The organism is Lysinibacillus parviboronicapiens (assembly GCF_003049575.1).
GTDB lineage: Bacteria > Bacillota > Bacilli > Bacillales_A > Planococcaceae > Lysinibacillus > Lysinibacillus parviboronicapiens.
In genome coordinates this window covers 369,540-393,675 of sequence record NZ_PYWI01000001.1, presented here as the reverse complement: position 1 = coordinate 393,675, position 24,136 = coordinate 369,540, and the positions used below count along the sequence as shown (strand labels likewise).

Annotated in this window: 24 protein-coding genes; 18 read left to right on the top strand and 6 right to left on the bottom strand. The window is 38.6% G+C overall.

Annotation, left to right across the window (positions count from 1 at the left end; all coding sequences use genetic code 11):
- Positions 1-20 precede the first annotated feature (20 nt).
- The 4 genes from C9J35_RS01915 to C9J35_RS01900 all read left to right on the top strand — a co-directional run bounded on the left by C9J35_RS01915 (position 21) and on the right by C9J35_RS01900 (position 3,226).
- Positions 21-419 (top strand): YlaH-like family protein, encoded by a 399-nt coding sequence (locus tag C9J35_RS01915; protein ID WP_107923199.1) that lies wholly within the window; start codon positions 21-23, stop codon positions 417-419.
- Between the two features lie 260 nt (positions 420-679).
- Positions 680-1,672 carry an ABC transporter substrate-binding protein gene (locus C9J35_RS01910; RefSeq protein WP_107923198.1) on the top strand — a complete coding sequence of 331 codons (993 nt, stop codon included), beginning with the start codon at positions 680-682 and terminating at the stop codon, positions 1,670-1,672.
- Positions 1,672-2,439, top strand: coding sequence for an ABC transporter ATP-binding protein (locus tag C9J35_RS01905; RefSeq protein WP_107923197.1), 768 nt, complete (start codon positions 1,672-1,674; stop codon positions 2,437-2,439). Before C9J35_RS01910 ends, C9J35_RS01905 begins: the two co-directional genes overlap by 1 nt.
- Positions 2,432-3,226: an ABC transporter permease gene (locus C9J35_RS01900; RefSeq protein WP_107923196.1), complete on the top strand. Its 795-nt coding sequence runs from the start codon at positions 2,432-2,434 to the stop codon at positions 3,224-3,226. Before C9J35_RS01905 ends, C9J35_RS01900 begins: the two co-directional genes overlap by 8 nt.
- A 759-nt stretch (positions 3,227-3,985) precedes the next feature.
- Here the strand turns inward: C9J35_RS01900 and C9J35_RS01890 are convergent.
- Both C9J35_RS01890 and C9J35_RS01885 read right to left on the bottom strand, forming a co-directional pair.
- Positions 3,986-4,189 carry a YlaI family protein gene (locus tag C9J35_RS01890; RefSeq protein ID WP_010858286.1) on the bottom strand — a complete coding sequence of 68 codons (204 nt, stop codon included), beginning with the start codon at positions 4,187-4,189 and terminating at the stop codon, positions 3,986-3,988.
- Positions 4,190-4,201: 12 nt separating this feature from the next.
- On the bottom strand, positions 4,202-4,702 hold the full coding sequence (locus C9J35_RS01885) for a molybdopterin-binding protein (RefSeq protein ID WP_107923194.1): 501 nt from the start codon (positions 4,700-4,702) through the stop codon (positions 4,202-4,204).
- A gap of 181 nt (positions 4,703-4,883) precedes the next feature.
- Between C9J35_RS01885 and C9J35_RS01880 the strand changes: the two genes are divergently transcribed.
- The 5 genes from C9J35_RS01880 to C9J35_RS01860 all read left to right on the top strand — a co-directional run bounded on the left by C9J35_RS01880 (position 4,884) and on the right by C9J35_RS01860 (position 10,757).
- Entirely contained in the window at positions 4,884-5,165 is a 282-nt protein-coding gene (locus C9J35_RS01880; RefSeq protein WP_004224778.1) for an Fpa/YlaN family protein, read from the top strand.
- Between the two features lie 61 nt (positions 5,166-5,226).
- Entirely contained in the window at positions 5,227-6,408 is a 1,182-nt protein-coding gene (locus C9J35_RS01875; protein ID WP_107923193.1) for an FtsW/RodA/SpoVE family cell cycle protein, read from the top strand.
- Between the two features lie 11 nt (positions 6,409-6,419).
- A complete protein-coding gene (gene pyc / locus C9J35_RS01870) occupies positions 6,420-9,854 on the top strand; it encodes a pyruvate carboxylase (protein ID WP_107923192.1) in 3,435 nt (1,144 codons plus the stop codon).
- Between the two features lie 116 nt (positions 9,855-9,970).
- Positions 9,971-10,189: a TetR family transcriptional regulator C-terminal domain-containing protein gene (locus C9J35_RS23995; protein ID WP_235616168.1), complete on the top strand. Its 219-nt coding sequence runs from the start codon at positions 9,971-9,973 to the stop codon at positions 10,187-10,189.
- Between the two features lie 373 nt (positions 10,190-10,562).
- A complete protein-coding gene (locus C9J35_RS01860; protein WP_107923191.1) occupies positions 10,563-10,757 on the top strand; it encodes a hypothetical protein in 195 nt (64 codons plus the stop codon).
- Between the two features lie 47 nt (positions 10,758-10,804).
- Here C9J35_RS01860 and C9J35_RS01855 read toward each other — a convergent pair whose 3' ends face one another.
- Positions 10,805-11,728: a COX15/CtaA family protein gene (locus C9J35_RS01855; protein WP_054767093.1), complete on the bottom strand. Its 924-nt coding sequence runs from the start codon at positions 11,726-11,728 to the stop codon at positions 10,805-10,807.
- A gap of 336 nt (positions 11,729-12,064) precedes the next feature.
- Between C9J35_RS01855 and cyoE the strand changes: the two genes are divergently transcribed.
- The 7 genes from cyoE to C9J35_RS01820 all read left to right on the top strand — a co-directional run bounded on the left by cyoE (position 12,065) and on the right by C9J35_RS01820 (position 18,660).
- Positions 12,065-12,982 (top strand): heme o synthase, encoded by a 918-nt coding sequence (gene cyoE / locus C9J35_RS01850; protein WP_054767094.1) that lies wholly within the window; start codon positions 12,065-12,067, stop codon positions 12,980-12,982.
- Positions 12,983-13,084: 102 nt separating this feature from the next.
- Positions 13,085-14,173, top strand: coding sequence for a cytochrome c oxidase subunit II (gene coxB / locus C9J35_RS01845; RefSeq protein ID WP_107923190.1), 1,089 nt, complete (start codon positions 13,085-13,087; stop codon positions 14,171-14,173).
- Positions 14,174-14,214: 41 nt separating this feature from the next.
- Positions 14,215-16,101: a cytochrome c oxidase subunit I gene (gene ctaD, locus C9J35_RS01840; protein ID WP_054767095.1), complete on the top strand. Its 1,887-nt coding sequence runs from the start codon at positions 14,215-14,217 to the stop codon at positions 16,099-16,101.
- The gene (locus C9J35_RS01835) at positions 16,101-16,727 is read left to right on the top strand and encodes a cytochrome c oxidase subunit 3 (RefSeq protein ID WP_107923189.1); all 627 of its coding nucleotides are present in this window, start codon (positions 16,101-16,103) and stop codon (positions 16,725-16,727) included. The genes ctaD and C9J35_RS01835 overlap by 1 nt, the downstream gene beginning before the upstream one ends.
- Before the next feature lies 1 nt (position 16,728).
- On the top strand, positions 16,729-17,073 hold the full coding sequence (locus tag C9J35_RS01830) for a cytochrome C oxidase subunit IV family protein (RefSeq protein WP_107923188.1): 345 nt from the start codon (positions 16,729-16,731) through the stop codon (positions 17,071-17,073).
- 160 nt (positions 17,074-17,233) lie between these two features.
- On the top strand, positions 17,234-18,163 hold the full coding sequence (ctaG, locus tag C9J35_RS01825) for a cytochrome c oxidase assembly factor CtaG (RefSeq protein WP_107923187.1): 930 nt from the start codon (positions 17,234-17,236) through the stop codon (positions 18,161-18,163).
- A gap of 35 nt (positions 18,164-18,198) precedes the next feature.
- The gene (locus tag C9J35_RS01820) at positions 18,199-18,660 is read left to right on the top strand and encodes a DUF420 domain-containing protein (protein WP_107923186.1); all 462 of its coding nucleotides are present in this window, start codon (positions 18,199-18,201) and stop codon (positions 18,658-18,660) included.
- Between the two features lie 17 nt (positions 18,661-18,677).
- On the opposite strand, the gene ytvI is transcribed toward C9J35_RS01820, so the two are convergent.
- Both ytvI and C9J35_RS01810 read right to left on the bottom strand, forming a co-directional pair.
- A complete protein-coding gene (gene ytvI / locus C9J35_RS01815) occupies positions 18,678-19,742 on the bottom strand; it encodes a sporulation integral membrane protein YtvI (RefSeq protein WP_107923185.1) in 1,065 nt (354 codons plus the stop codon).
- Between the two features lie 228 nt (positions 19,743-19,970).
- Entirely contained in the window at positions 19,971-20,336 is a 366-nt protein-coding gene (locus C9J35_RS01810) for a YugN family protein (RefSeq protein ID WP_107923184.1), read from the bottom strand.
- A 148-nt stretch (positions 20,337-20,484) separates the two neighbouring features.
- On the opposite strand from C9J35_RS01810, the gene C9J35_RS01805 reads away from it, so the two are divergent.
- Complete coding sequence (locus tag C9J35_RS01805; RefSeq protein WP_107923183.1) at positions 20,485-21,630, top strand: CAP domain-containing protein; 1,146 nt, start codon at positions 20,485-20,487, stop codon at positions 21,628-21,630.
- A gap of 537 nt (positions 21,631-22,167) precedes the next feature.
- Positions 22,168-23,640, top strand: a complete 1,473-nt coding sequence (locus tag C9J35_RS01795; protein ID WP_107923181.1) for a UDP-N-acetylmuramoyl-L-alanyl-D-glutamate--2,6-diaminopimelate ligase — start codon at positions 22,168-22,170, stop codon at positions 23,638-23,640.
- On the opposite strand, the gene C9J35_RS01790 is transcribed toward C9J35_RS01795, so the two are convergent.
- Positions 23,618-24,121: a PaaI family thioesterase gene (locus C9J35_RS01790; protein WP_054767097.1), complete on the bottom strand. Its 504-nt coding sequence runs from the start codon at positions 24,119-24,121 to the stop codon at positions 23,618-23,620. The two genes, C9J35_RS01795 and C9J35_RS01790, sit on opposite strands and share 23 nt — an antisense overlap.
- Between the last annotated feature and the right edge of the window lie 15 nt (positions 24,122-24,136).

The window sequence follows — 24,136 nt, the reverse complement described above, 5'->3', positions numbered from 1 at the left end:
CAATGAAAGGAAGAGGAGTCTTGGATATAAAGTCCGCTTTATTGGGTGAACTAAATGTTATTCAAGTTGCTGCATCAACAAATGCAGAGCAGACAACAAGGGTTTATGAGAGAATGGCTGGTATAACAAGATTTTTATATGAAAATTTACCGAGCTATGAAATTGCAGGCTATGTTGTATTTCTTCTTGTATTTGTACTTTCTGCAATTGTCTATAAATTAGGCTTTGCAAAAAAGTTAAAGCTATCTCAAAATATTGTCATTTATGTGTTCCTATTTGTGGGATGTATTATGTTGACATTTTTCGCGTTATTCCTACCTATGATTGAAGGCCTCATCGTAGCGGCGTTAATTTTGATTATATACAAAACACGAATGTGGCGAGAAAAAAGAGAAGAGCAACAAGCTGCCAATCAATGAGAGTAGCTTGGCTCCTATCCTGTGAAACTTACATTAAGTTTTTATGGCATAAAACAGTCTTAGCATGTATTTGCTAAGACTGTTTTTCTGTGGTTAGAGAGATAAGTATTAACGTCTTTAGCAATCTACATAGGAAAGAACTCCTTCACACTTAATTTCAATCAATGGTGTTTCGCGAAGTAAAATGGTTGGCACCGAAATCTTCTAACGTGAATAAGTTAATGTCGATAGGCTATTTCATCAATCAGGGAGGAAATGGAATGCGTTGGCTTAAAAAAGGTTTTTTATTTAGTGGTATTGCTTTGTTGCTCCTTTCATTGGCGGCGTGTAATAAAGCTGAGCTCGAAAAAGTCAAAGTTGGAGAAGTGACGCGCTCGATTTTCTATGCACCGCAATACGTAGCCCTTGAAAAAGGTTTTTTCGAAGATGAAGGGCTGTCGGTTGAACTTCAAACAATAGCAGGTGGCGATAAGACAATGACAGCGTTACTGTCGGATGGCATTGATATCGCCTTAGTTGGCTCAGAAACATCTATATATGTAACGGCGCAAGGCTCAAATGATCCGATTCAAAACTTTGCACAATTAACGCAAACAGATGGTACATTTTTAGTTGCGCGTGAAAAGATTGAAAACTTTTCGTGGGAAGAGTTAAAAGGGTCTACATTCCTAGGGCAACGTAAAGGTGGAATGCCTCAAATGGCAGGCGAATTTGTGTTGAAAAAGCATGGTATTGATCCTACAAAAGATCTAACACTCATTCAAAATATTGATTTTGCTAATATTGCTACTGCCTTCGCCTCTGGAACTGGAGATTTTGTTCAGTTATTTGAACCAACCGCTAGTGTATTTGAAAAAGAAGGCAAGGGCTATATTGTTGCCTCATTTGGCACTGAATCGGGTCACTTACCTTATACTTCATTTATGGCAAAAAGCAGTTATTTAGAGGATGATGCCAAAACAGTTCAGAGCTTTACAAATGCATTGAAGCGAGCGCAAGATTTTGTGCAGGAAAAAAGTTCTGCTGAAATTGCGAAAATTATTCAGCCCTATTTTGAAAATGTCGATATAGTTGTAATTGAAACAGTTGTTGAGCGCTATAAATCTCAGGGCTCATTTGCAACTGATGCAATTTTAGATGAAGCAGAATGGGATAACCTACAAACGATAATGGAGGAAGCAGGTGAACTTCCTCAACGTGTAGATTATGAAAAGCTTGTAAATACAACGTTTGCTAAAAAGGCTGCAGAGTAATGGGGTTTTTAGAGCTCGAACATATTCACCACAGCTATTTTTCAAGTACGCAGGCAAAGGAAGTTTTACGTGATATTAGTTTAACTATTCAAGAAGGTGAGTTTGTATCTTTTATAGGGCCAAGTGGCTGTGGTAAAACAACTCTGTTGTCGATAATTGCTGGATTATTTCGTTCGACAGAAGGTAAGGTGTTTATTGACAATGAAGAAATTTCCCCACATAATCAGTCACTCATTGGCTATATGCTGCAACAAGATTATTTATTTCCGTGGAAAACAATAGAAGAAAATGTCACAATTGGCTTAAAATTAATTGAACGCAACAAAAAATCACATAAGGTAACAGCGAATGCACTTTTACAAGAAATTGGTTTGCCGCATGTTGGGAGCAGTTATCCAAGAGAATTATCTGGGGGAATGCGTCAGCGTGTAGCTTTGGCAAGAACCCTGGCAGTTAACCCCAAAATCTTATTGCTTGATGAACCATTTTCTGCACTTGATTATCAATCAAAATTAAAGCTGGAGGACTTAGTCGTTGAAACATTAAAGGCCTATCATAAAACGGCGATTCTCGTGACTCATGATATTGGTGAAGCCATTGCAATGAGTGAACGAGTATTTCTCTTTTCGGCAAACCCGGGTACTTTGCATAAAGTGTTTGAAATACCAACAGAATTACAAGAGTTATCACCTTTTGATGTAAGACAACATCCGGCATATTCAGAAGTATTCCAAACGATTTGGAAGGAGCTGGAGAGCCTTGGATAACAAACAATTTAAACAATACTTGCAATTGCTTAAAAAAGAAAAACGTTTCGTGCGGTTATATCAACTGATTATCTTAGTCGTATTTTTTGGTGGGTGGGAATTATTTTCAAGACTTGAATGGATTGATCGCTTAATTTTTAGTTCACCAACTCGTGTGTGGCACACGTTTATAGAAAAAGTGAGTGATGGTTCGTTAACTTTACATGTTAGTGTGACCCTTATGGAGACGATTATTGGCTTTATTGCGGGTACTCTACTAGGGACGTTAATCGCAACAGTGCTTTGGTGGTCACCTATGTTATCAAAGATACTAGACCCGTATTTAGTAATTTTAAATGCAATGCCAAAAGTTGCGCTCGGACCGATTCTAATCGTTGCACTCGGCCCAGGATACTTTTCAATTATCGCCATGGGTGCACTGATTTCGATTATCATTACAACTATTGTTGTTTATACCGCCTTTAAGGGAGTTGACCCGAATTATAGTAAAGTTTTGCAAACATTCGGAGCAACAAGGTGGCAAACATTTAAAGAGGTCATTTTACCAGCATCATTCCCAACAATTATTTCAACATTGAAGGTTAATGTTGGGTTGTCATGGGTCGGAGTTATCGTAGGCGAGTTTTTAGTGGCGTCGAAAGGACTTGGCTATTTAATCATTTATGGCTTCCAAGTATTTAACTTTAATCTTGTGCTAATGTCGCTGCTCATTATCGCTTTTTTTGCCACTATTATGTATCAAATTGTCGAATTGATTGAGAAGGCGATTATAAAAAATAATGGTTAATTAACAAGAGGCTGGGACAAAAGAGAAAAAGTGTTAGATCGACTGATGTCGATCTAACACTTTTTTGCTGTGAACGTTATGTCCACTACGGCGGACGCTTTCCGGGGGCGTGGCCTGAGCCTGTAGTCTCAGGCGCCACGCTAATCACCAGGAGTCGCCGCCTTCGCTACCATCAACTAGTGCACTCTTCTAAATTTTTCTTTATGCCAAAAGGAAGAACATCTAAATTTTTCTTTATTTTAGATAGCGAAAATTTAATAATACCTTTGCTTTCTTTCTTAAAATTTAAAGTTTTGTTCCAGCCTCTTTTAGGCGGTAGACAAACTCAAAAGATTGAGTTTGTTTACCATCTTTTTTTAAAAGATAGAAGTATCTATATGGACCCATTGATTTCCGCTAAGCTTTGTAGCGGGCATGGCTTCAGTCTCCTTGTCGCTAAGTTTCTGCGGGGTCTTCAGCTCATGCTATTCCCGCAGGAAGCTTTGTTCTGTAGTGAAAGGGCAATGCCGCCAGCTACACTAGCCTGCGCTCCAATCAATTCGAGACGTCTAAAAATGATGCGACGATGGATAGGATGACTTAAAAATATAAATAATGAACAAGATCATAGTGAACTTTGAAAAAGAACAAATAAAAGAAATCAAGATGACTACGGCTGACCCAGAGAGTGGGGCGCCACTTGAATGAAAATCACAAAAAAAATCAAAAGGTTTCGAGAATGACCAGCATACCCGAAACCTTTTGTATTGTTAATGAATCTTAAAACTCTTTATCCATATGTGGAGACGTACGATAGAAACGGAAGTTACCCGTTTCTATTCGTGTTACTGTATTTTGTTTAATACGATCATGACAGGTGTCGCACATATACGTATGAATCGGACGATTGCGTAATTTTTTTGCTAACGGTAAATCATCATCTAACTGGTTAATCGTATCGCAAATGACACATTTTACGCGCATAGCATACCCTCCCTATTCTGCACGAATGGCTAACACATTTTTAATAGGATTGTCTACATTTGAGCCGTCTCCGAACAATACATGAACGGGTCCATCTTCATTTAACGGCTTACCATCTTGGCTGTATTTAAAAATAAGCGTATATGCTTCTTCAATGGTAAATGTATGTTCTTGACCTTCTTGACATTCAATGACGATTTTTGTCGCTTCCGGTTTAATGTCAGCGTTTTTCAAAAAATGACTTAATTCGATACCAAAAGTTCCTGTTTCCATTCCTTTACGGTCGAATTTTCGTTCTGATTTTAATGTTGGTGGGAAAGTAGCACCTTCCATAATTTCACGTGACCAGTGAGCACCAACTTCACGCATATATTTTGTATCCGCATCTTCCTCGTCTACTTTTGTGTGGAAGTATGTGTTTAAGTCTAGTTTACGGTCATCGAAAATCCAAACAGTTGGATCTAATGTAAGTTGATATGAAACTGCACCCTTGATAGGAATAATTGTTTCCATAATAGAAATCCTCCTCAAATCTTGTATATCCATGAAATAGTATACCGCTAATGACAGGAGATAATAAAGAAATATAATTCGAATTGTCTTTTTACAACGAAGACACTTGCATTTTTAACGACTAGAAGATAAACTTTATTAAGATAGAATCGAAGAAATATCAGATAATGGGGGCGTCCTCATGGATACGAAATCACAAACTTCTTTTCAAGAGAAGGCTTTGGAGCTATTAGTAGCTGATGCAGATAAAATTGCTCGCCTCATTCGAGTACAAATGGATCATTTAACAATGCCACAATGCCCTTTATATGAGGAAGTATTAGATACACAAATGTTCGGCCTTTCACGTGAAATAGACTTTGCTGTGAAGCTTGGACTCATTGAACGCGAAAAAGGCAAAGAAATTCTCGACTCGCTCGAGAAAGAACTTTCTGTACTACATGACGCGTATACAGACAAATAAAAAGAAAAAACTCAAACGCTCCTTGCGATTTGAGTTTTTTTTCTAGAACGAGGTTTTCACAATGAAACAATATCTAAAACGCTATGCACAAAATTTTGATTATCCATTATTTTTTACGGTCCTATTGTTAAGTCTCTTTGGATTAGTGATGATTTATAGTTCAAGTATGATGGTGGCGATTGTAAGAGAGGGACAAGCGCCAGATTACTTTTATCTCAAACAGGTGAAAAATCTAACAGTGGCATTTTTAGCTTTTTTAGTAGCAGCAATTTTCCCGTATAAGCATTATGCTAATAAAAATATAATGTTGCTATTAACGGTTATATTAGTGGTGCTCTTTACCTGGTTAAAAGTAGCGGGTTTTGGTGCTGAAGAGGTAGGCTCGCAAAGTTGGATTATTGTTCCAGGATTAGGGAATTTCCAACCTTCCGAGTATGCGAAACTATTTATAATTTTATATTTTGCTGCTGCATTTTATCGCAAAGCACAAAAATATACGTTTGAAAAGCTGCAACCAACGGAGATTTTTTATCCGATATTTCTTTGGATACTTGTTGTAGCCAGTGTTGCCTTTGAAACCGATTTAGGAGCTGTAATTATTCTTTGTGGGATTGCTATTTCTGTCGTAGCAGCGAGTGGTATACCATTTAAAATATTTTGGAAATTTTTTGGCGTGTTAGGGGCGTTTGGTGGTATTATTTTAACTTTACTCTTTGCCTTTAAAGGGCAAGTGTTAACCGAAAAACGAATGGGTCGTATCCAATCTTACTTTAATCCATTTGATTATGAGGATACAATTGGTCATCAGGTTGTAAATGGTTATTACGCAATTGGTGGTGGTGGTTTAGAAGGTAGAGGTCTGGGGCAATCGATTCAAAAGTTAGGTTATCTACCAGAACCTCACACAGATTTTATTATGGCGATTATTATGGAGGAACTCGGTATTTGGGGAGTTCTGATTGTCATAAGTGGTTTAGGATTTATCGTATATAAAGGTATTTCAATCGCACTGCGTACGAAAGATCCGTTAGCACGCATGATTGCGGCTGGTATAGCATGCTGGATTGCATGGCAGACGTTTATTAATCTTGGGGGTGTAACTGGGATAATCCCGTTAACCGGTGTAACGCTACCTTTTATTAGTTATGGCGGGACATCTATAATTTTGCTATCTTTAGCTATGGGAATATTAGTGAATATTTCCATGTTTGAAAAGGTAGCAAGAAAAAGTTCACAATCATAAGGGGGATACTAATGGAATCAATCAACAAAATTCTTGTAGCAAATAGGGGAGAAATTGCAATTCGTATTTTCCGTGCGTGTACGGAGCTAAACATTCGCACTGTGGCTATTTATTCGCGTGAAGATAGTGGGGCATTCCATCGCTATAAAGCGGACGAGGCGTATTTAGTCGGTGCTGGCAAGAAACCAATCGATGCTTATTTAGATATCGAGGGCATCATTTCCATTGCCAAAGATGCAGGTGTTGATGCGATTCATCCAGGTTATGGTTTTTTATCTGAAAATGTGGACTTTGCCCGCCGTTGTGAAGAAGAAGGCATTCTTTTTATCGGGCCAACCTCGCAGCACCTCGATATGTTCGGTGATAAGGTGAAGGCACGCGAACAGGCTGTGCGTGCAGATATTCCGGTGATCCCTGGGACAGATGGCCCAGTGGCTTCGGTCGAAGAAGTGCTCACATTTGGTGCGCAATATGGCTATCCATTGATGATTAAAGCGTCCTTAGGTGGTGGAGGGCGTGGTATGCGCGTTGTTCACACGCAGGAAGAGGCAACATCAGCCTACGAGCGCGCCAAATCAGAAGCCAAAGCTGCCTTTGGTTCAGACGAAGTATACGTAGAAAAATGTATTTTACAGCCTAAACATATTGAAGTACAAATTATCGGAGACAAAGACGGCAATATCGTCCATTTATATGAACGAGATTGTTCGATCCAGCGTCGCCATCAAAAAGTCGTTGAAATCGCCCCATCTAATTCTTTGTCAGAAAATTTACGCAATCGAATTTGCGATGCAGCCGTGAAACTGATGAAAAATGTCTCGTACATAAATGCAGGGACAGTGGAGTTTTTAGTCGCGGGAGAAGATTTTTATTTCATTGAGGTTAATCCTCGTATTCAAGTGGAGCATACCATTACTGAAATGATTACAGGTATTGATATTGTGCATGCCCAAATCAAGGTAGCGGCGGGCTACGGTTTGCATAGCGAAGCGATTCATATACCTGAGCAGGCAGCTATTCCGTTGTTTGGTTATGCCATTCAAGCACGTGTTACGACTGAAGACCCCGCCAATGACTTTATGCCGGATACAGGCAAGCTGATGGTCTACCGTTCAAGTGGCGGCTTTGGCGTACGCTTAGATGCCGGCAATGGCTTCCAAGGAGCCGTGGTTACACCTTATTACGATTCCTTACTCGTGAAAATTTCAACATCAGGCATGACATTTAAAGAAGCCGCAGCGAAGATGGATCGCAATTTAAAAGAATTCCGTATCCGTGGCGTGAAAACGAATATTCCGTTTTTAAATAATGTCGTGACACATGAAAAATTTATCTCAGGTGCGTTTGATACAAGCTTTATTGATACAACGCCTGAATTATTTAACTTCCCGGTGCGTCAAGACCGAGGCACGAAATTACTGAGCTATATCGGCAATGTCACATTAAATGGCTTCCCAGGGGTGGAAAAGAAGGCCAAGCCTATTTTCACGCAGCCACTTAAACCATTAGTAGACTTGAATGGTCAGCCTTTAACGGGCACAAAGCAGATTTTAGAGACGCAAGGTGCAGAGGGGCTCGTCAAGTGGATTCTTGCACAGGACGATGTGTTGTTAACCGATACAACGTTTCGTGATGCCCATCAATCCTTATTAGCGACACGTGTGCGTTCCCAGGATATGTTCCAAATTGCCGATGAAACAGCGCGCATGATGCACAATTTCTTTTCCCTTGAAATGTGGGGTGGAGCTACATTTGACGTGGCGTATCGCTTCTTAAAAGAAGACCCGTGGGAGCGATTAGCCAAACTACGCGCACAAGTACCGAATGTGTTATTCCAAATGTTATTGCGAGGAGCCAATGCGGTGGGCTACACGAACTATCCAGACAATTTAATCCGTGCGTTTATTGCCGAATCGGCCGCATCAGGCATTGATGTGTTCCGTATTTTTGATAGTTTGAACTGGATAAAAGGCATGGAAGTGGCGATAGATGCAGCGCGTACGTCGGGTAAAGTCGCCGAAGCTGCCATCTGCTACACGGGGGATATTTTCGACGATACCCGTGCGAAATACTCGGTGCAATATTACAAAGATATGGCGCAGGAGCTAGAGGCGGCCGGTGCCCATATTTTAGCGATTAAAGATATGGCCGGTTTATTGAAGCCAGAAGCAGCCTACCGTTTAATTTCGGAGCTAAAAGAGGCGACAAGCCTACCGATTCATCTGCATACACATGATACAAGTGGTAATGGGATTTATGTATACGCAAAAGCAATCGAGGCTGGGGTGGATATCATTGATACAGCCCTCGGGTCAATGGCCGGCTTAACATCACAGCCAAGTGCCAACTCATTGTACTATGCCATGAAGGGCGGCAAACGAGCAATTCGTGCCGATATCGAGTCACTCGAAAAACTATCATACTACTGGGAAGATGTGCGGAAATACTATAAAGATTTCGAAAGTGGCATGATGAGTCCGCATTCGGAAATTTATGTGCATGAGATGCCAGGTGGTCAATACAGTAACCTCCAGCAGCAGGCAAAAGCAGTAGGGCTGGGCGACCGTTGGGATGAAGTAAAGCGCATGTATGCTCGAGTCAACCTGTTATTTGGCGATATTGTGAAAGTTACACCGTCGTCCAAAGTTGTCGGCGATATGGCGTTATTCATGGTGCAAAATGAGCTGGATGAAGACAATATCCTGACAAAGGGAAAACAAATTGACTTTCCAGATTCCGTCATCGAGTTCTTCCAAGGCTATTTAGGACAGCCCCATGGCGGTTTCCCACCAGCGCTCCAACAAGTAGTCTTAAAAGATCGTGAAGCCATTACTGTGCGTGCTGGTGAGCTATTAGCGCCTGTAGACTTTGCACAATTAGAAGCCGTGCTTGAAGATAAATTACAGCGACCGGTCACAAAACAAGATATTCTCGCTTATGCCCTGTATCCAAAAGTATTTGACGAGTATGCGAAAACAGTCGAGTCGTTCGGCAATATTTCGGTATTAGATACGCCGACGTTCTTATACGGCTTAAAATTAGGCGAAGAAATTGAAGTGGAAATTGAAAAAGGCAAGACCCTCATTGTGAAGCTCGTCTCGATTGGTGAGCCTCAGCATGATGGTACACGTGTCATGTATTTTGAATTAAATGGCCAATCACGTGAACTGGTCATTCAAGATATGACCGTCGAAGTAGACGGCAGTATCGTCTTAAAGGCGGACCCAAGCAACCCGAACCAAATAGGTGCAACGATGCCTGGGACAGTGCTGAAGGTAGTCGTTTCCAAAGGTAGCCCTGTTAAACGGGGGGACCATCTACTGATTACCGAGGCCATGAAAATGGAAACAACGGTACAGGCACCAAAGGACGGGGTGGTTAAAGAGGTATACGCCACTGCGGGCGATGCTATTTCAACAGGTGATCTATTAATAGAAATTGAATAATTTAAAAAAGAAGGTTATTAGACGGCTATTTTAGCGTACTAATAATCTTTTTTCTATTTTTATAATATTTGCACATAAATTTGATTAACTAATCAAAAAGGTGGAGTCTATGATAGTTGATAAGAGAGGCGAGGAAACAGCAAATTATTGAAGCAACAATTGTGACATTCGATGATATCGGATATGTCAAATCGAGCCTAGCTCAAATTGCAAAACAGGCTTCCATTAGTACGACACTTGTTTCCGATCACTTCACAGACCGACAAGATTGGATTAATCAAATTATACAAGCACTACTCGAGCAATGTGCAAAGCTTATGTTACGAAACATTTGAAACTGATGAGCCTAGTGTTCAACTAGCTAGCTTTGTCGAAGCGAGCACTACTTATTAAGCAACACACCCTAAGTATAATATGACATGCTAAAAATTGTTTTTTATGCACGTACTGAAAAGGCTATGCCATATTATTATAAGCTACGCGATGATGGGAATGATCCGCTACTGCTACTAATAGCGTAATGCGGGGTGTTGGAAAACGGAAAAGCTCAAGGATGTTTTAAGATTGTTTCGTTGATGTGCTGGCAAAAGTGAGACAAGGGTCGATATGTGAGTATATGGTGGGGGATCACTAGCAATTGGGGCACAGTCGTATAGTGAAGAAATAAATGAAATTATAAGAACGCAATGAAGGTAGAGGAAACAAAACATGCTTAAAAGTATATTTAACTGGATGCTTATGATTGGTTTAATATTATTAGCAGGGCGTATTATTACAGCAATTTGTTGGTTTTTCGCCATACCATTTACTACATTTTTTACAGATGTTGCACTTGTGTCATTTGGAATTTTAATTGTAGGAGCGATTGGTTCAGAAGTAACGAAAAGACAAATCAAAGCTTAAATAGAGAAAAGATTCGGCACGTTATTGTGTCGAATCTTTTTCTTTAATCATTTACTTTTCTCATTAAAATTACTACGTGCTACTAGCATAATCATATAGCACAGCAGACCGAATAAAAGTGAAATAAACAATGAATGCAATAAAGCGACTGTCAGATTTAATCTAGTAAGGACTACTAACATACCAGCTAAAACTTGTAGAATTACAATTATGAAGGCAATTACCCAACCATAATAAATAACGCGTTGATTTTTGTATTCTTTTATAGCGTGCCACGTTATGTATGTAATCCAAATGAAAATAATGAGAACTGCAAGCCGGTGTCCCATTTGCACCCATTCGTACATATTATTTGGTAGTGCAAAAGGTGTTTCATTGTAACAAAACGGCCAATCAGGACATATTAGGCTTGAATCAGTATGGCGTACTAGCGCCCCCGTATAGACGACTAAATAAGAATAAATTGTGACAGCAATCGTATGCCAACGTAACTTTTTGCCAATAAATACGTTATCAGCATCAAATTTCCGGTCTACTTCAAATACAATCATAGAAAGAAGGAGAACCGCTGCAAAGGAAATAAGGGAAATCCCAAAATGCAGAGCAAGAATGAAATCACCTTGTCCCCAAAGCACTTGAGCTGCCCCGATAAGGGCCTGTGCGATTAAGAAGAACATTGCTAAGATACCTAAAAATTTAACTTCTCGAATATGACCGAGTTTACGCCACGTCCATATTGTTAAGGCAAGAATTGAAATTGACACGACTCCTGTAACAAGACGATGCGAGAATTCAATTAATACTTCTGGTGTTATTTCTTTTGGAATTAGAGAACCATTGCAATCGGGCCAGTTTCGGCCACAGCCTAAGCCACTATCTGTTTTGGTAACGAGTGCCCCGCCCAGTAAAATAAGGAGCATCCCCACAGTAGCAGCAACAGCAAACCACTTCATATACCTGTTGTGTTGCATATAATGAGTCACCTACTTTATCTATCAACATTACATGAACGTAATGTTTCTGCTACTAGATAATATCTAAAATACGTTTAAAAAACAACTTGTAAAGAGAAGGGAGTAATAGATGTCGATTCCATTTCACAAATTGTTCATAATTTCGTGCTTTAACCTTCACAATTCATTTTAGAAAATGTTTTACTATAGATATGTTGTTTTTAATTATATTTCTAGACTAAGCTAATTTTTACAACTTCATCTAAATTTCACTAAACGTCTAGAAATCAATCGCAAATTTCGCTATAGTTAGTGTTAGCGGAATATGCTTACAAAAATGAAAGGAGAGGTATCATGTCAAACGGTCGTACACTGACGGCTACTAGAAATACTGAACCAGAAACAACATCTGTTGTAAAAGATTTCTTAGCACTAATAAAAATTGGAATCGTCAACTCGAATCTTGTCACAACGTTTACAGGGATGTGGCTGGCATTTCAGTTTACTGGTAGACATTTCTTGCAAGAGCTTGATGTCATATTTTGCACCATGCTGGGTGCGGCATTAATTATCGGCGGTTCGGGTGCGATGAATAATTTCATTGATCAAGATATTGACCCGATTATGAAAAGAACGAAGGCAAGACCGACAGTAACAGGTAGATTCAAGCCGAATTTTGTATTGACCATTGCCCTCTCATTTTTAATTGTAGGTGAAATTTTGTTATTTGCGGCATCATTTGCTGCCGGCATGTGGGGACTAGTAGGAATATTTGCTTATGTCGTTCTGTACTCAATGTGGTCAAAAAGGAAGCATGTTAGTAACACGGTTGTAGGAAGTATTTCTGGCGCGATTCCGCCAATCATCGGTTTCGCAGCAGTTGAACCTGCACTTGGTCCAGGAGCGCTTGCTTTATTTCTTATCATGTTTGCATGGCAACCACCGCATTTTTATGCACTTGCTATGAAACGAACAGAAGAATATCGTGCGGCTAATATTCCCATGCTACCTGTTGTAAAAGGATTTAAACGAACAAAGTACTCAATGGTTTTCTGGATTCTTTTATTATTTCCGTTACCGTTCCTTTTAACAGAGCTAGGAAATGGCTTCTTAATACTTGCGACTGCATTGAACTTGGGTTGGGTAATACTAGCTCTTAAGGGCTTTACCACAAAAGATGATATAAAATGGGCAAATAAAATGTTTATTTATTCGTTGAATCATATGACCATTCTATTTGTATCCATCATAATATTTGCGGTATTTAGCTAATTTTAGGAATTCTTTCTTTTCTCTTAAAGAATTCATATAGACAGAACGAATGTCCTAGGTACACATGAAAATACAACAAAGAAAGAGGGGTTTAATTAAGCTATGATGAAAGGGCTTAAAAAATGGCGTCTTTTTTCACTTCTAGCAGTGATGATGGTCTTCCTTTCTGGATGTGGTGAAGAATACATTTCTGCACTGAAACCATCTGGTGAAGTAGGTAAAGAACAATTGAATTTATTACTGTTAACTACGGGAATTATGACGCTAGTAGTAGTAATAGTATCAGTTATCTATTTACTTGCATTTGTTAAGTTCCGTCGTTCTAAAGTCGGCGAGAACGTTATTCCTAAGCAAGTAGAAGGAAGTCACACTCTTGAAGTGATTTGGACAGTTATTCCAATTATCTTATTATTAATTATTGCTGTACCAGTTGTTACGACTACTTATAAATTTGCGGATGTTGCTGCAATGGACGAAGTAGACGAAAACGGTAATAAAACTGCTCTTACAGTAAATGTAACTGCAAAATTATATTGGTGGGAGTTTGAATACCCTAACCAAGGTATCGTAACTGCACAAGAATTAGTTGTACCAACAGGCGAAAAAGTTTACTTTAACTTAAAAGCTGCTGATGTTAAGCACTCATTCTGGATTCCTGCTGTAGGCGGTAAAATGGATACAAACGTAGAAAACTTAAACAAATTCTACCTCGTATTCGATAAAGAATCGAAAGACCTTAAAGACGGCGTATTTTATGGAAAATGTGCTGAATTATGTGGTCCTTCGCATGCATTAATGGACTTTAAAGTTAAATCATTAAGCCCTGAAGCATTCGATGCTTGGGTAGATACAATGAAAGCTACAGAAGGACAAACTGCTGACAAAGCATCTACAGATCTTGGTGAAGCAACATTTGCTAACAGCTGTTTAGCTTGTCATGCTGTATCAGGTGTAGGCGGAACAGGTGGATTAGGTCCTAACTTAACGACATTTGGTGACCGTAACCGTGTTGCAGGTTTCTTAGAGCACAATGAAGAAAACTTACAAGCATGGATTAAGAATCCTGGAGAATACAAACCAGGTAACTTAATGATGAATCCAGATGGTACTGCACCAATCTATGGCGACTTATCTGACGAAGAAATTCAAGCTCTTGCAACTTACATCATGGGCTTATCAGTAGAGAAATAATTTTAAGTTTTATGTAACAAACTTTGAGGGAGGTAAAAGTTGTGAGCTCATACACACAGAAAAAGGGCTTTGGAGCAACTATCTGGGACTATATTACAACTGTTGACCATAAAAAGTTAGCAGTAATGTATTTATTAGCCGGTACATTGTTCTTCGCTATCGCTGGTTTTGAAGCGTTATTAATGCGTATTCAGTTAATGAAACCGAATAACGATTTCGTTTCAGCTGGTTTTTTCAATGAATTATTAACAATGCACGGAACAACGATGTTATTCCTAGCTGCGACTCCATTATTATTCGCATTTATGAATATGCTTGTACCATTACAAATTGGTGCGCGTGACGTTGCATTCCCATTCCTTAACTCTTTAGGGTTCTGGTTATTCTTTCTAGGTGCAGTATTCCTTCACCTGTCATTCTTCATGGGTGGCGCTCCTGATGCGGGCTGGACATCTTATGCATCATTATCTTTATACTCTCCAGGACATGGTATTGACTTCTATGTACTTGGTTTACAAATTTCAGGGGCAGGTACATTAATTTCTGGTCTTAACTTCATTGTTACGATCATTACAATGCGTGCTCCAGGTATGACGTTCATGCGTATGCCATTATTCACATGGACAGCACTTGTATCAAGTGCATTAATCTTATTCGCATTCCCTCCACTTACAATCGGTTTATTAATGATGTTATTTGACCGTATGTTCGGTGGTAACTTCTTTGACCACACAATGGGTGGTAACACAATTATTTGGGAACACTTATTCTGGATCTTCGGACACCCAGAGGTTTATATCTTAGTATTACCAGCATTTGGTTTATTCTCTGAGATTATTCCAGCGTTCTCTCGTAAACGTTTATTCGGATACTCTTCAATGGTATTCGCAACAATCTTAATTGGTTTCTTAGGCTTCATGGTATGGGCCCACCACATGTTCACAGTTGGTCTTGGGCCAACAGCTAACGCAATCTTCGCTGTTGCAACAATGGCGATTGCCGTTCCAACAGGTATGAAAGTATTCAACTGGATCTTAACGATTTGGGGCGGATCTATTAAAGTTACTACACCAATGCTTTATGCACTCGGTTTCATCCCGTCATTCGTTGCGGGTGGTGTTACAGGGGTAATGCAAGCATCTGCTCCTCTTGACTACCAATTACACGATTCTTACTTTATCGTTGCTCACTTCCACTACGTAATCGTAGGTGGTATCGTAACAGCTTTATTCGGTTCAGCGCACTTCTACTGGCCAATTTTCTTCAACCGTATGTTAAACGAAACATTAGGGAAATGGACTTTCTGGGTATTCTTCATCGGATTCCATTTAACATTCTTCGTACAACATTTCTTAGGTTTAATGGGTATGCCACGTCGCGTATTCACTTACATGGAAGGTCAAGGTTGGGATCAGTTCAACTATATTTCAACAATTGGTGCATTAATGATGGGTGTTGGGGTTATCATGATGGTAATCAACTGCTTAATGTCTATCAAAGGTAAACCAGCAGGTCGCGATCCATGGGGCGATGGCCGTACATTAGAATGGGCTATTCCACAGCCAATTCCGTTCTATAACTTCCGTCAAACGCCACTTGTTCGTGGATTAGATCCTTATTGGATTGAAAAACAAGAAGGTAACAAAGAAGGTATGACATATGCTGAGCCACTTGGCGATATTCATATGCCAAACAACTCTGCAATTCCATTCGTTATTTCTTTAGGTATGTTTATCGCAGCATTCGGTGCACTTTATAATCCAGATGCAGATAAGCCATGGTCAATCTATGTACTCATCATTGGTCTTGCAATTACATTTGGTGCTATGATCGTTCGTTCTGTTAAAGATGATCACGGTTTCCACTTACACAAAGAAGAAATTCTTGAAATTGAAGAACAACTTTATGGCAAAGGAGGAAATAAATAATGGATTTCAATACTAAATTTACTCCTCATACTTGGCCAGATCATCCTGAACAAGCAACGTTAGAAGGTAAAAACAAGGTCGTTGGTTTCTGGATTTTCCTTGCCTGTGAAGTTGTGCTTTTCGCAAGTTTATTTGCTACTTACCTAGCACTTAAGAACAAAGGGCCGGCTGGCATGGAGTTCACAACACAAGATTTATTTGAATTACCGTTAGCTTTTGCAATGACGATGTTACTTTTAACATCATCACTTACATCTGTTTATGCAATTTACCATATGCGTAACTTTAACTATAAAGGAATGCAAACTTGGTTAGCTATCACTTTACTTCTAGGCCTTGGCTTCTTGGCCCTTGAAATTTACGAGTTCTATCACTATGTGCACCTTGGTTTTACTTTTAACCAATCTGCATTTGCCACTGCGTTCTATTCGCTAGTTGGTACACATGGTTTCCACGTAACATTAGGGTTAGTATGGATTACTACATTACTTATCCGTAACTCTAAACGTGGTCTTAACCTGTACAATGCGCCTAAATTCTTCGTTGCTGCCCTATACTGGCACTTTATCGACGTAGTTTGGGTATTTATCTTTACAGTAGTATACTTGATGGGAGTGATCGGATAATATGTCATCACACGATACACCTGTAGTTGCTAAGTCTCAAGCGCAATACGAGTATGATCGTCATCATAATGCCGTTCATATGCGTAAACAAGTAATCAACTTTGCGATTATGATTTTCTTAACATTCATCGCATTCGCAGTAGTTGCAGCTGATTTTTCTAAATACTTAATATTCCCGTTCGTTTTATTGCTTGCTGGTGTTCAAGTTGTTCTTCAACTTTACGCTTTCATGCACTTAGAAGACAAAAAAACTCACTTCGGTGGAGTAATTGGTTTCTTTATGTGGATGGGTATATTAATCGCATTTACATTCTTCTTAGCATTCTTAACAATCATTTGGTGGTAAACCAAAAATGCACGTTCTCTACTTTTAGTAGAGACGTGCTTTTTTTCGTTGGGTACTAGAATAGACTAAGTCATAGTAAATTGTTCACCTTTCGTTCATTGCAGTTCAGCTGTAAGCGTTTTATAATAGGAGTACTGAAGTTTAAAGGAGTGCGTACTGTATGCCACTTAGTATATTTGGTTTCCAAGCTTTATGGAGCCCGTATTTAATAGGGGTTCTCGTTTTTATAACAACTATCTATTTTTTAGTAACAACGAAATGGCGCAAAGATTTTAAAGTCAGTGAGCCATTGAAAAGAGGAGAGGCCATATACTTCGTTTTGGCAATGGTAACGATTTATATTATTAAAGGGTCTCCAATAGATTTAATGGCCCATATTATGTTTACCATGCATATGGTGCAAATGGCTATATTACTATTGCTTGTACCGATTTTCATTATTAAAGGTATTCCATGGTGGGTATGGAAGGTTGCCATTGAAGCACCAGTTGTAAAACCTTTGTTTAGAGTTTTAACATTACCAGTCGTTGCGATATTTGTATTTATTGGTCTATTTTCTTTTTATCACTTGCCTTCTGTCTTAGACTACATTAAATTAAATGAGACTTTACATAGTACATATACCTTTGTATTATTTGTTTCTGCTGTTTTAATGTACTGGCCTTTAATTCAAAAGATGCCAGAGAGTTCTCAAATGAAGCCTCTGTATAAGTTAGCCTATATTATTGCAAACGCGGTATTAATTACCCCTGCATGTGCTTTAATTATTTTTGCTCCAAACGCGATGTATGAAACGTATACAAATGGTGACGCTTGGCTAAAAGCGATGGAGCTTTGTGTACCAGCTTCTACATTGTCTGGCTTGTCTTTGTCGGGACCAGAGTTATTTACAGATATGAAACCTGTTGCGGATCAACAACTTGGCGGCGTCCTTATGAAAATATTGCAAGAGCTAATCTTTGGTGTTTTAATTGCTTCTATTTTTACAAAATGGTATCGCTCAGAACAAAAAGATCCTGATAAAATTACGGCAGATGCACTAAAGGCACACCAAGAGAAATGGGAAAGCGAGCATCAACATCAGCTGTAAAAAGATAAATTTACATTGTATAAGGAGTTTTGTGCATGGAATTACAAATTTTGCCTACTATTAGTACGTCATTTATCGTTATTAGTGCAGTACTAGTAGCAATCGGTTGGGGCTTAATCATGAAGGGGAAAGTAGAAGCGCATAAAAAAGTAATGTTAGGTGCTGGTGCTGCTGCTCTTATATTCTTTATTATTTATGCTTCACGTACAATCTTTATTGGAAATACTGCTTTTGGTGGCGGCGAGGATTTAAAACCGTATTACACATTCTTTTTAATATTCCATATTACGCTAGCGACAGTGGGCGCAGTATTCGGTATTGTTAGTATTATTTCTGGTTTGAAAACAAAGATTAAACTTCATCGTCGTATCGGACCAATTACGAGTATTATTTGGTTCTTCGTAGCCATTACAGGTGTTATGGTGTACATGTTATTGTATATCCTGTTTGAACCAGGTGAAACAACGTCAGTTATCAAAGCAATTTTAGGATTTTAATAAAAAAATCTCCCTCCTTACTCTTGAGCAGGAGGGAGATTTTTTATGTCGGATTGATTAAATAGTGAAAGCACAACGACAACGAGTAAAGGGCCAATTAAAATGCCAAGAAATCCAAATATTTTGAAACCGATAAACATAGCAATGAATGTCGACAAGGAAGAAAGTCCAATTTTATCTCCGATAATTTTCGGTTCAACCATCCGGCGCACTAAAAAAAGTACAATAGTTAGTACTAGCAGGGAAATAGCATAAACATATTCTCCAGTAAATGCTTTATAAATGGCCCAAGGTATAAGTAATATAAATGAATCTAAAAAAGGAATTACATCCAAGATAACGAGTAATAGTGCTAATATAAAAGGAAATGGCGTTTTTAATAAAAAAAAGGCTGCTAGTGCTATTGCAAAAATACAAATACCGACAAAGAACTGTGCCTTCATAAAGCCAAATAAAGCAATCTTGACTCGCTGGCCGATAAATATTACTTTTTGTTGATGATGAAAAGGAATTGGAGCCAATAGTTTTTGATTAATAGTAGGTAATTCTAACAGTAGCATATAGAGAACAATCCAATACACGAATATATCAAACAAACGTGAAGATAGGTGTGTAATTAATGAAGACCAAACATTCAAATTTGTTAAAGAAAACGCAAATTTTTCAATGGATGCTAATGTACGTGTAATGATAAGCTGAATTTGTGTAACGAGTTCCAAAGGCAGATGATAGGTGTAATTGGCAAGTTTTGATTGAATTTGTATCCAAAGAGCTGATAATTGGTTGAGGTAGTCTGGTAAATGGAGTAAAAAAGATGAAAATTGTTTCCAGCCGATAAATGCTGCGAGAATACAAAGGAAAAGCGTTAGGGAAAAAAACAACAAAAAGAAAATAGAAACTATAATTTTTCGTTTTTTTCGAAATCGTTTGCTGATGCGAATGATGACAGGCTCTAATAGTAATGCCGTAACGTAGGCTAGTAGGACTGGTAAAGATAAGGACATGAACCACAGTATAATGATGCCAATCGCGATGACGATTATTGGATGTCGAAAAAAGGGCTTTTTGAAAAATTCTATCATGAAATTCACCTACATCATTTGAAAGATATAGTTAGTATGAGGAGAAAAAATTATTTTACTCAAAATAAAAAAGACTGGACCACCAGTCTTTTCAAGCTTCTAGGTCATACACGCACGGGCCAATCTAATGTTGGTATAGCATCTATTATACTTTTATTTAGAAAATAGTTTAATGATAGCTACTTTTTACCGACATAAGTGTAAATAATCTGTCTATCCTAATATAGATTAGACGCGAACTTCAAAAGCTTCTAAATCTAATTTTACTTTTTTTAAGATTTCTTCACATTTTTTAACAAGGTGTGCTGGGTAAACTTCATCTTCCCCATATTCAACACCATGTGGATAGTAGTATTTACCAAGTGCAGGTTTCATAATAGTTAACACTGCATCGTGTGCACCAACATCACCAGATTTAGCATATGCGAATACGCGTAGGTAGTAACGGCCTTCACGAGTATCGAAACGACGATCGAATGTCATACGTTCGTAATCCCAGCCACCATCACATTCAAGACCGTTCTTATTCATAACGCTTTCGATTAGTTCTTGGTCAGCTGTTAAATTTTCAAGGTTAGTATTTTCAAAATACATCTAATAATCCTCCTTTAGCTTTTCGTACAAAGTATACGCTCATTTTTATAATAGAGCATATTCGACATTGTTGCAATGACAACATTGTGTCAACACGATTACAATTGATATAATAAATTACAATAATGGTGATGAGAAGGAGTCATGTATGAAAGCTTTATTTCGCATTTTAATTGTATGTGCAGCAATTGCGTTTATCGGCTTTATGTTCTTTAATACTGCACGTGAAAATGAACCACTTGAGGGTCCAAATGCTAATTCTAATGTTATTCCAAAGACAGAACTGAAGCAGCCTGAGGAGGGAGCGATGACACGTCCACAAAGTGGTATGTCGACACTTATCGGACAAGGTGCACAAGTAGTGCTGGAACAATATGGTGAACCAGCAAGGAAAGAGCCATCGTCATTTGGCTATCAATGGTGGGTTTATAAGACCAGTGTTTCCTCATTTTTTATGGTTGGTGTGCAAAATAATGTTGTGACACAAGTATACATAGCAGGTGATCATTTGGATGCATCACCATTTAAAATTGGTCAGAAGCGTGATGAAATTTATCGAAAGACAATAATTGATTATGAAGTGGCTGCCAATGTGGGTGAGAATATTTTTGTTTTTTCAATGAGTGAGGAAGATATGCAAACGCGATTACTTGTGAAGTTTGATGGACTTTATGCTCAGCTCTATATAGATGGAGAAACAGGTAAATTACAAGGTGTACGCTTCACAGATAGCGAGACGCTGGTACTACATCGACCGTATGAAATGATTTATCAAGGAGAGCTAGTTATACCAGCACCACCATCCTCCTTTTTACAGCAAGACATTAATTTGGCCAGTGCAGCTCAGCTAGATGATTTAATAAATGTAACCAGAGTTCAGCATGATTTAGCACCATTAGAAATGGATGATGCATTAGATGAGGTAGCAAGATTGCATAGTGAAGATATGAAGGTGCAAAATTTTCTTTCGCATGAATCTCCCACAAATGGAGATTTGAAAAAGCGATTAGAGGCATATGAAACGGACTATTATGAGGCGAACGAAAATTTAGCAACGGCTTATTTCGACGCTGTTGAAGCGATGCATGGTTGGCTTAATTCTCCTGAGCATCGTAAAATAATTTTAAACGATAAATATTCGCTAGTTGGTTCGGGAGTCTTTTTAAATTACTATACGCAAATATTTATAGAACCGACTGAGAAAAACAATGTGGGTAGTGAGATAGAGGAAATAGAGGAGATTGAAGAGCCGCAAGACATTTCGGACGCAGATTCAGATCAAAACATTCAATAATAGAAAAAAACAGGTTGTGGCAAAAGACAATCTTTCGGATGGAAGACAAAAGGTATTCGCAATAATCACATTGCGAATACCTTTTGAAATTTTATCAGAAATATTCGTTACAAATACACTCCCATTTTATGTCTGATTGAGAGCTTCTTCAATGTCATGAAAATAAAAGTAAGCACCGCTGCATGGGCCATTGTAATCCCTCATCTGTATGCAAGACAAGTTGATGGGTGTGGCAGGCGCGACACTCCTGCAGAAACAGCATATGCGCAAAAATTAGTTGAGCGTGCCTACCCGAAAGGGAACGCCAGAAAAGGAAATCAATGGTTTATTACTATTTATTAAAAAAGAGGTTGTCTTACATATAAGACAACCTCTTTTTTAATGCCTTCTATTTCTTTTGTGGAAAATTTAAACATTTAGTGTTGCGACGTTGGATGTAAAAAGTGTGTAGAAAGAGAAGCTTAAGCCCTCTGCTTTTTTCGTCACAACGTTACAAACACCGTCATATGATAGAGAACTGAAAGGAGGAGTGAGACAATGCAATTAGCTGAGTTATTAAAAGATTGGCCGTGCAGTGTGACAGGTGGATCGATTCGAACAAGTATTACTGGTGTAGAGGATTACGCACAAGCGGTGAAACCTGGGGATATTTTTGTTGTGCGTAAAGGTAAGAAAACTTCAGGGAGCCGATTTGTAAAAGAAGCAATAGCCAGAGGTGCTGCTGCCATTGTATCTGAGGAAAGTATTTCACTACCCGCCAATGAACAAAATATTCCTTTCGTTTGGGTACCAAATACTGCATTGTTTTTATCATTTGCGAGTGCTAAACTCGCTGCCTTTCCAGCAGAGGCTTTAACAGTTGTTGCGATCACAGGAACAAATGGTAAAACAACAGTGAGTCATTTTGTTAGTCAATTACTAAGAGCTTTACATAATAATGTAGCAGTTATTGGTACAGTTGGTTTCTTTATTAATGGGCAAAGGCAACAAACATCGTATGAGCAGTTAACAACTTTACAAGCAAAGGAACTTCAGCCAATACTAAAACAATGTGTACGTCAGGGAGTGACGCATGTTGTGTTAGAGGCCTCTTCGATGGGTTTACAACAACATAGACTTGATCATTGTGATATTGATTGTGGCGTATTTTTGAACTTATCAGAGGATCACTTAGAAGATCATGGTGGATTAGAGGCATATAAACGAGCAAAAAAAAGGTTGGCAGATTTGTCGAAAAAACTTGTGTTAAATGGAGACGACAATTTTTGCCGTTCAGTCGGTATTTATGATAAGAAAAAAGCGTGTTCATTCGGTTTTGACAATCACAATGATTTACATATTCAAATTGTGAGTGAATCAAGAGGGAAAACCATACTTTGCGTGCAAACAACTAAAAGTGAGCATATAGTAGCTATTCCTTTTGTTGGTAAGTACCATGTGCAAAATTCAGTAGCTGCATTAATGGCTGTATGGCGTCTTGGTTATTCAATTGAAGAGATAACTGAGCATATGTGGGCATTAAAATTGCCTGAAGGGAGACTCGAAAAAATTGAGAATCCACTTGGGATAGATGTATATGTAGATTATGCCCATACAGCAGAGGCACTACAGGCAGTTTTACAAACTTTTGATAGCAAGAAGACGCTATTCCTTGTTTTTAGCTGCGGTGGCAATCGAGACAAGGCCAAACGCTTTGCGATGGGAGCAGTGGCTAGTAAGTATGCAGATATAATTTTTTTAACGACCGATAATCCGCGCGATGAGGATCCCATTTTAATTAATGAAAGTATTATTGCTGGTTTTTCTGAACAGCAATATTATGAAATTTTTTTGGATCGAAAGGTTGCGATTCATCAGGCATTGGCTAAGGCAAAAAAGGGAGATATAGTCCTTGTTGCCGGAAAAGGGCATGAACAGACGCAACAAATAAAAAATCATAAGTTCCCTTTTTCCGATCAACAATGTATTCAAGATTACTTTTCAAGTCTTAAGACTGGCGACGTTGAATGACGAAGAAAGAAGCGGTGGCAATAGCAAGTTTCCGACCTGTTTCATCCTCGATATCACATTCCATCACAAGCGTTTGTCGTCCTTTATGTACGAAACGTCCTCGTGCAATTAGTTCTTTATTTGTGGTTGTTGCTATATAAGAAATATTGATATTAGTCGTCACAACATTAAAGCCCTCTGGAACAGAGCGTGAAGCTAAACCTCCCATCGCTGCATCAGCAATAGTTGCAATAATCCCTCCATGTGGCACTTTAATGGTATTATGAATAACCGGTGTAATGGGCATACGCACTTCACTAACCTCTGGCTGAAATGTGCCCACCATATGTAAGGCAGCGTTAATGTAACGGCGATGAATACCTTGTTGCTTGTCGCGAAGTCCACTTAACAAATGTAGTAAAACTTCTTCATCTTCCATTGTGCTATTTTGTAAAACATCTGCTAGTAAATCTTCTATTAGTTCTTTAGATGATGGTACCAAGTAAAAAAACTCCTT

Bases quoted from the DNA above. Each gene is read 5' to 3' on its own strand.
- coxB (WP_107923190.1), top strand. From the start codon at position 13,085: ATGATGAAAGGGCTTAAAAAATGGCGTCTTTTTTCACTTCTAGCAGTG.
- C9J35_RS01805 (WP_107923183.1), top strand. From the start codon at position 20,485: ATGAAAGCTTTATTTCGCATTTTAATTGTATGTGCAGCAATTGCGTTT.
- C9J35_RS01875 (WP_107923193.1), top strand. From the start codon at position 5,227: ATGAAACAATATCTAAAACGCTATGCACAAAATTTTGATTATCCATTA.
- ctaG (WP_107923187.1), top strand. From the start codon at position 17,234: ATGCCACTTAGTATATTTGGTTTCCAAGCTTTATGGAGCCCGTATTTA.
- C9J35_RS01910 (WP_107923198.1), top strand. From the start codon at position 680: ATGCGTTGGCTTAAAAAAGGTTTTTTATTTAGTGGTATTGCTTTGTTG.
- pyc (WP_107923192.1), top strand. From the start codon at position 6,420: ATGGAATCAATCAACAAAATTCTTGTAGCAAATAGGGGAGAAATTGCA.
- C9J35_RS01835 (WP_107923189.1), top strand. From the start codon at position 16,101: ATGGATTTCAATACTAAATTTACTCCTCATACTTGGCCAGATCATCCT.
- C9J35_RS01810 (WP_107923184.1), bottom strand. From the start codon at position 20,336: ATGTATTTTGAAAATACTAACCTTGAAAATTTAACAGCTGACCAAGAA.
- cyoE (WP_054767094.1), top strand. From the start codon at position 12,065: ATGTCAAACGGTCGTACACTGACGGCTACTAGAAATACTGAACCAGAA.
- C9J35_RS01905 (WP_107923197.1), top strand. From the start codon at position 1,672: ATGGGGTTTTTAGAGCTCGAACATATTCACCACAGCTATTTTTCAAGT.
- C9J35_RS01830 (WP_107923188.1), top strand. From the start codon at position 16,729: ATGTCATCACACGATACACCTGTAGTTGCTAAGTCTCAAGCGCAATAC.
- C9J35_RS01795 (WP_107923181.1), top strand. From the start codon at position 22,168: ATGCAATTAGCTGAGTTATTAAAAGATTGGCCGTGCAGTGTGACAGGT.
- C9J35_RS01885 (WP_107923194.1), bottom strand. From the start codon at position 4,702: ATGGAAACAATTATTCCTATCAAGGGTGCAGTTTCATATCAACTTACA.
- C9J35_RS01880 (WP_004224778.1), top strand. From the start codon at position 4,884: ATGGATACGAAATCACAAACTTCTTTTCAAGAGAAGGCTTTGGAGCTA.
- C9J35_RS01855 (WP_054767093.1), bottom strand. From the start codon at position 11,728: ATGCAACACAACAGGTATATGAAGTGGTTTGCTGTTGCTGCTACTGTG.
- ytvI (WP_107923185.1), bottom strand. From the start codon at position 19,742: ATGATAGAATTTTTCAAAAAGCCCTTTTTTCGACATCCAATAATCGTC.
- C9J35_RS01820 (WP_107923186.1), top strand. From the start codon at position 18,199: ATGGAATTACAAATTTTGCCTACTATTAGTACGTCATTTATCGTTATT.
- C9J35_RS01860 (WP_107923191.1), top strand. From the start codon at position 10,563: ATGCTTAAAAGTATATTTAACTGGATGCTTATGATTGGTTTAATATTA.
- C9J35_RS01890 (WP_010858286.1), bottom strand. From the start codon at position 4,189: ATGCGCGTAAAATGTGTCATTTGCGATACGATTAACCAGTTAGATGAT.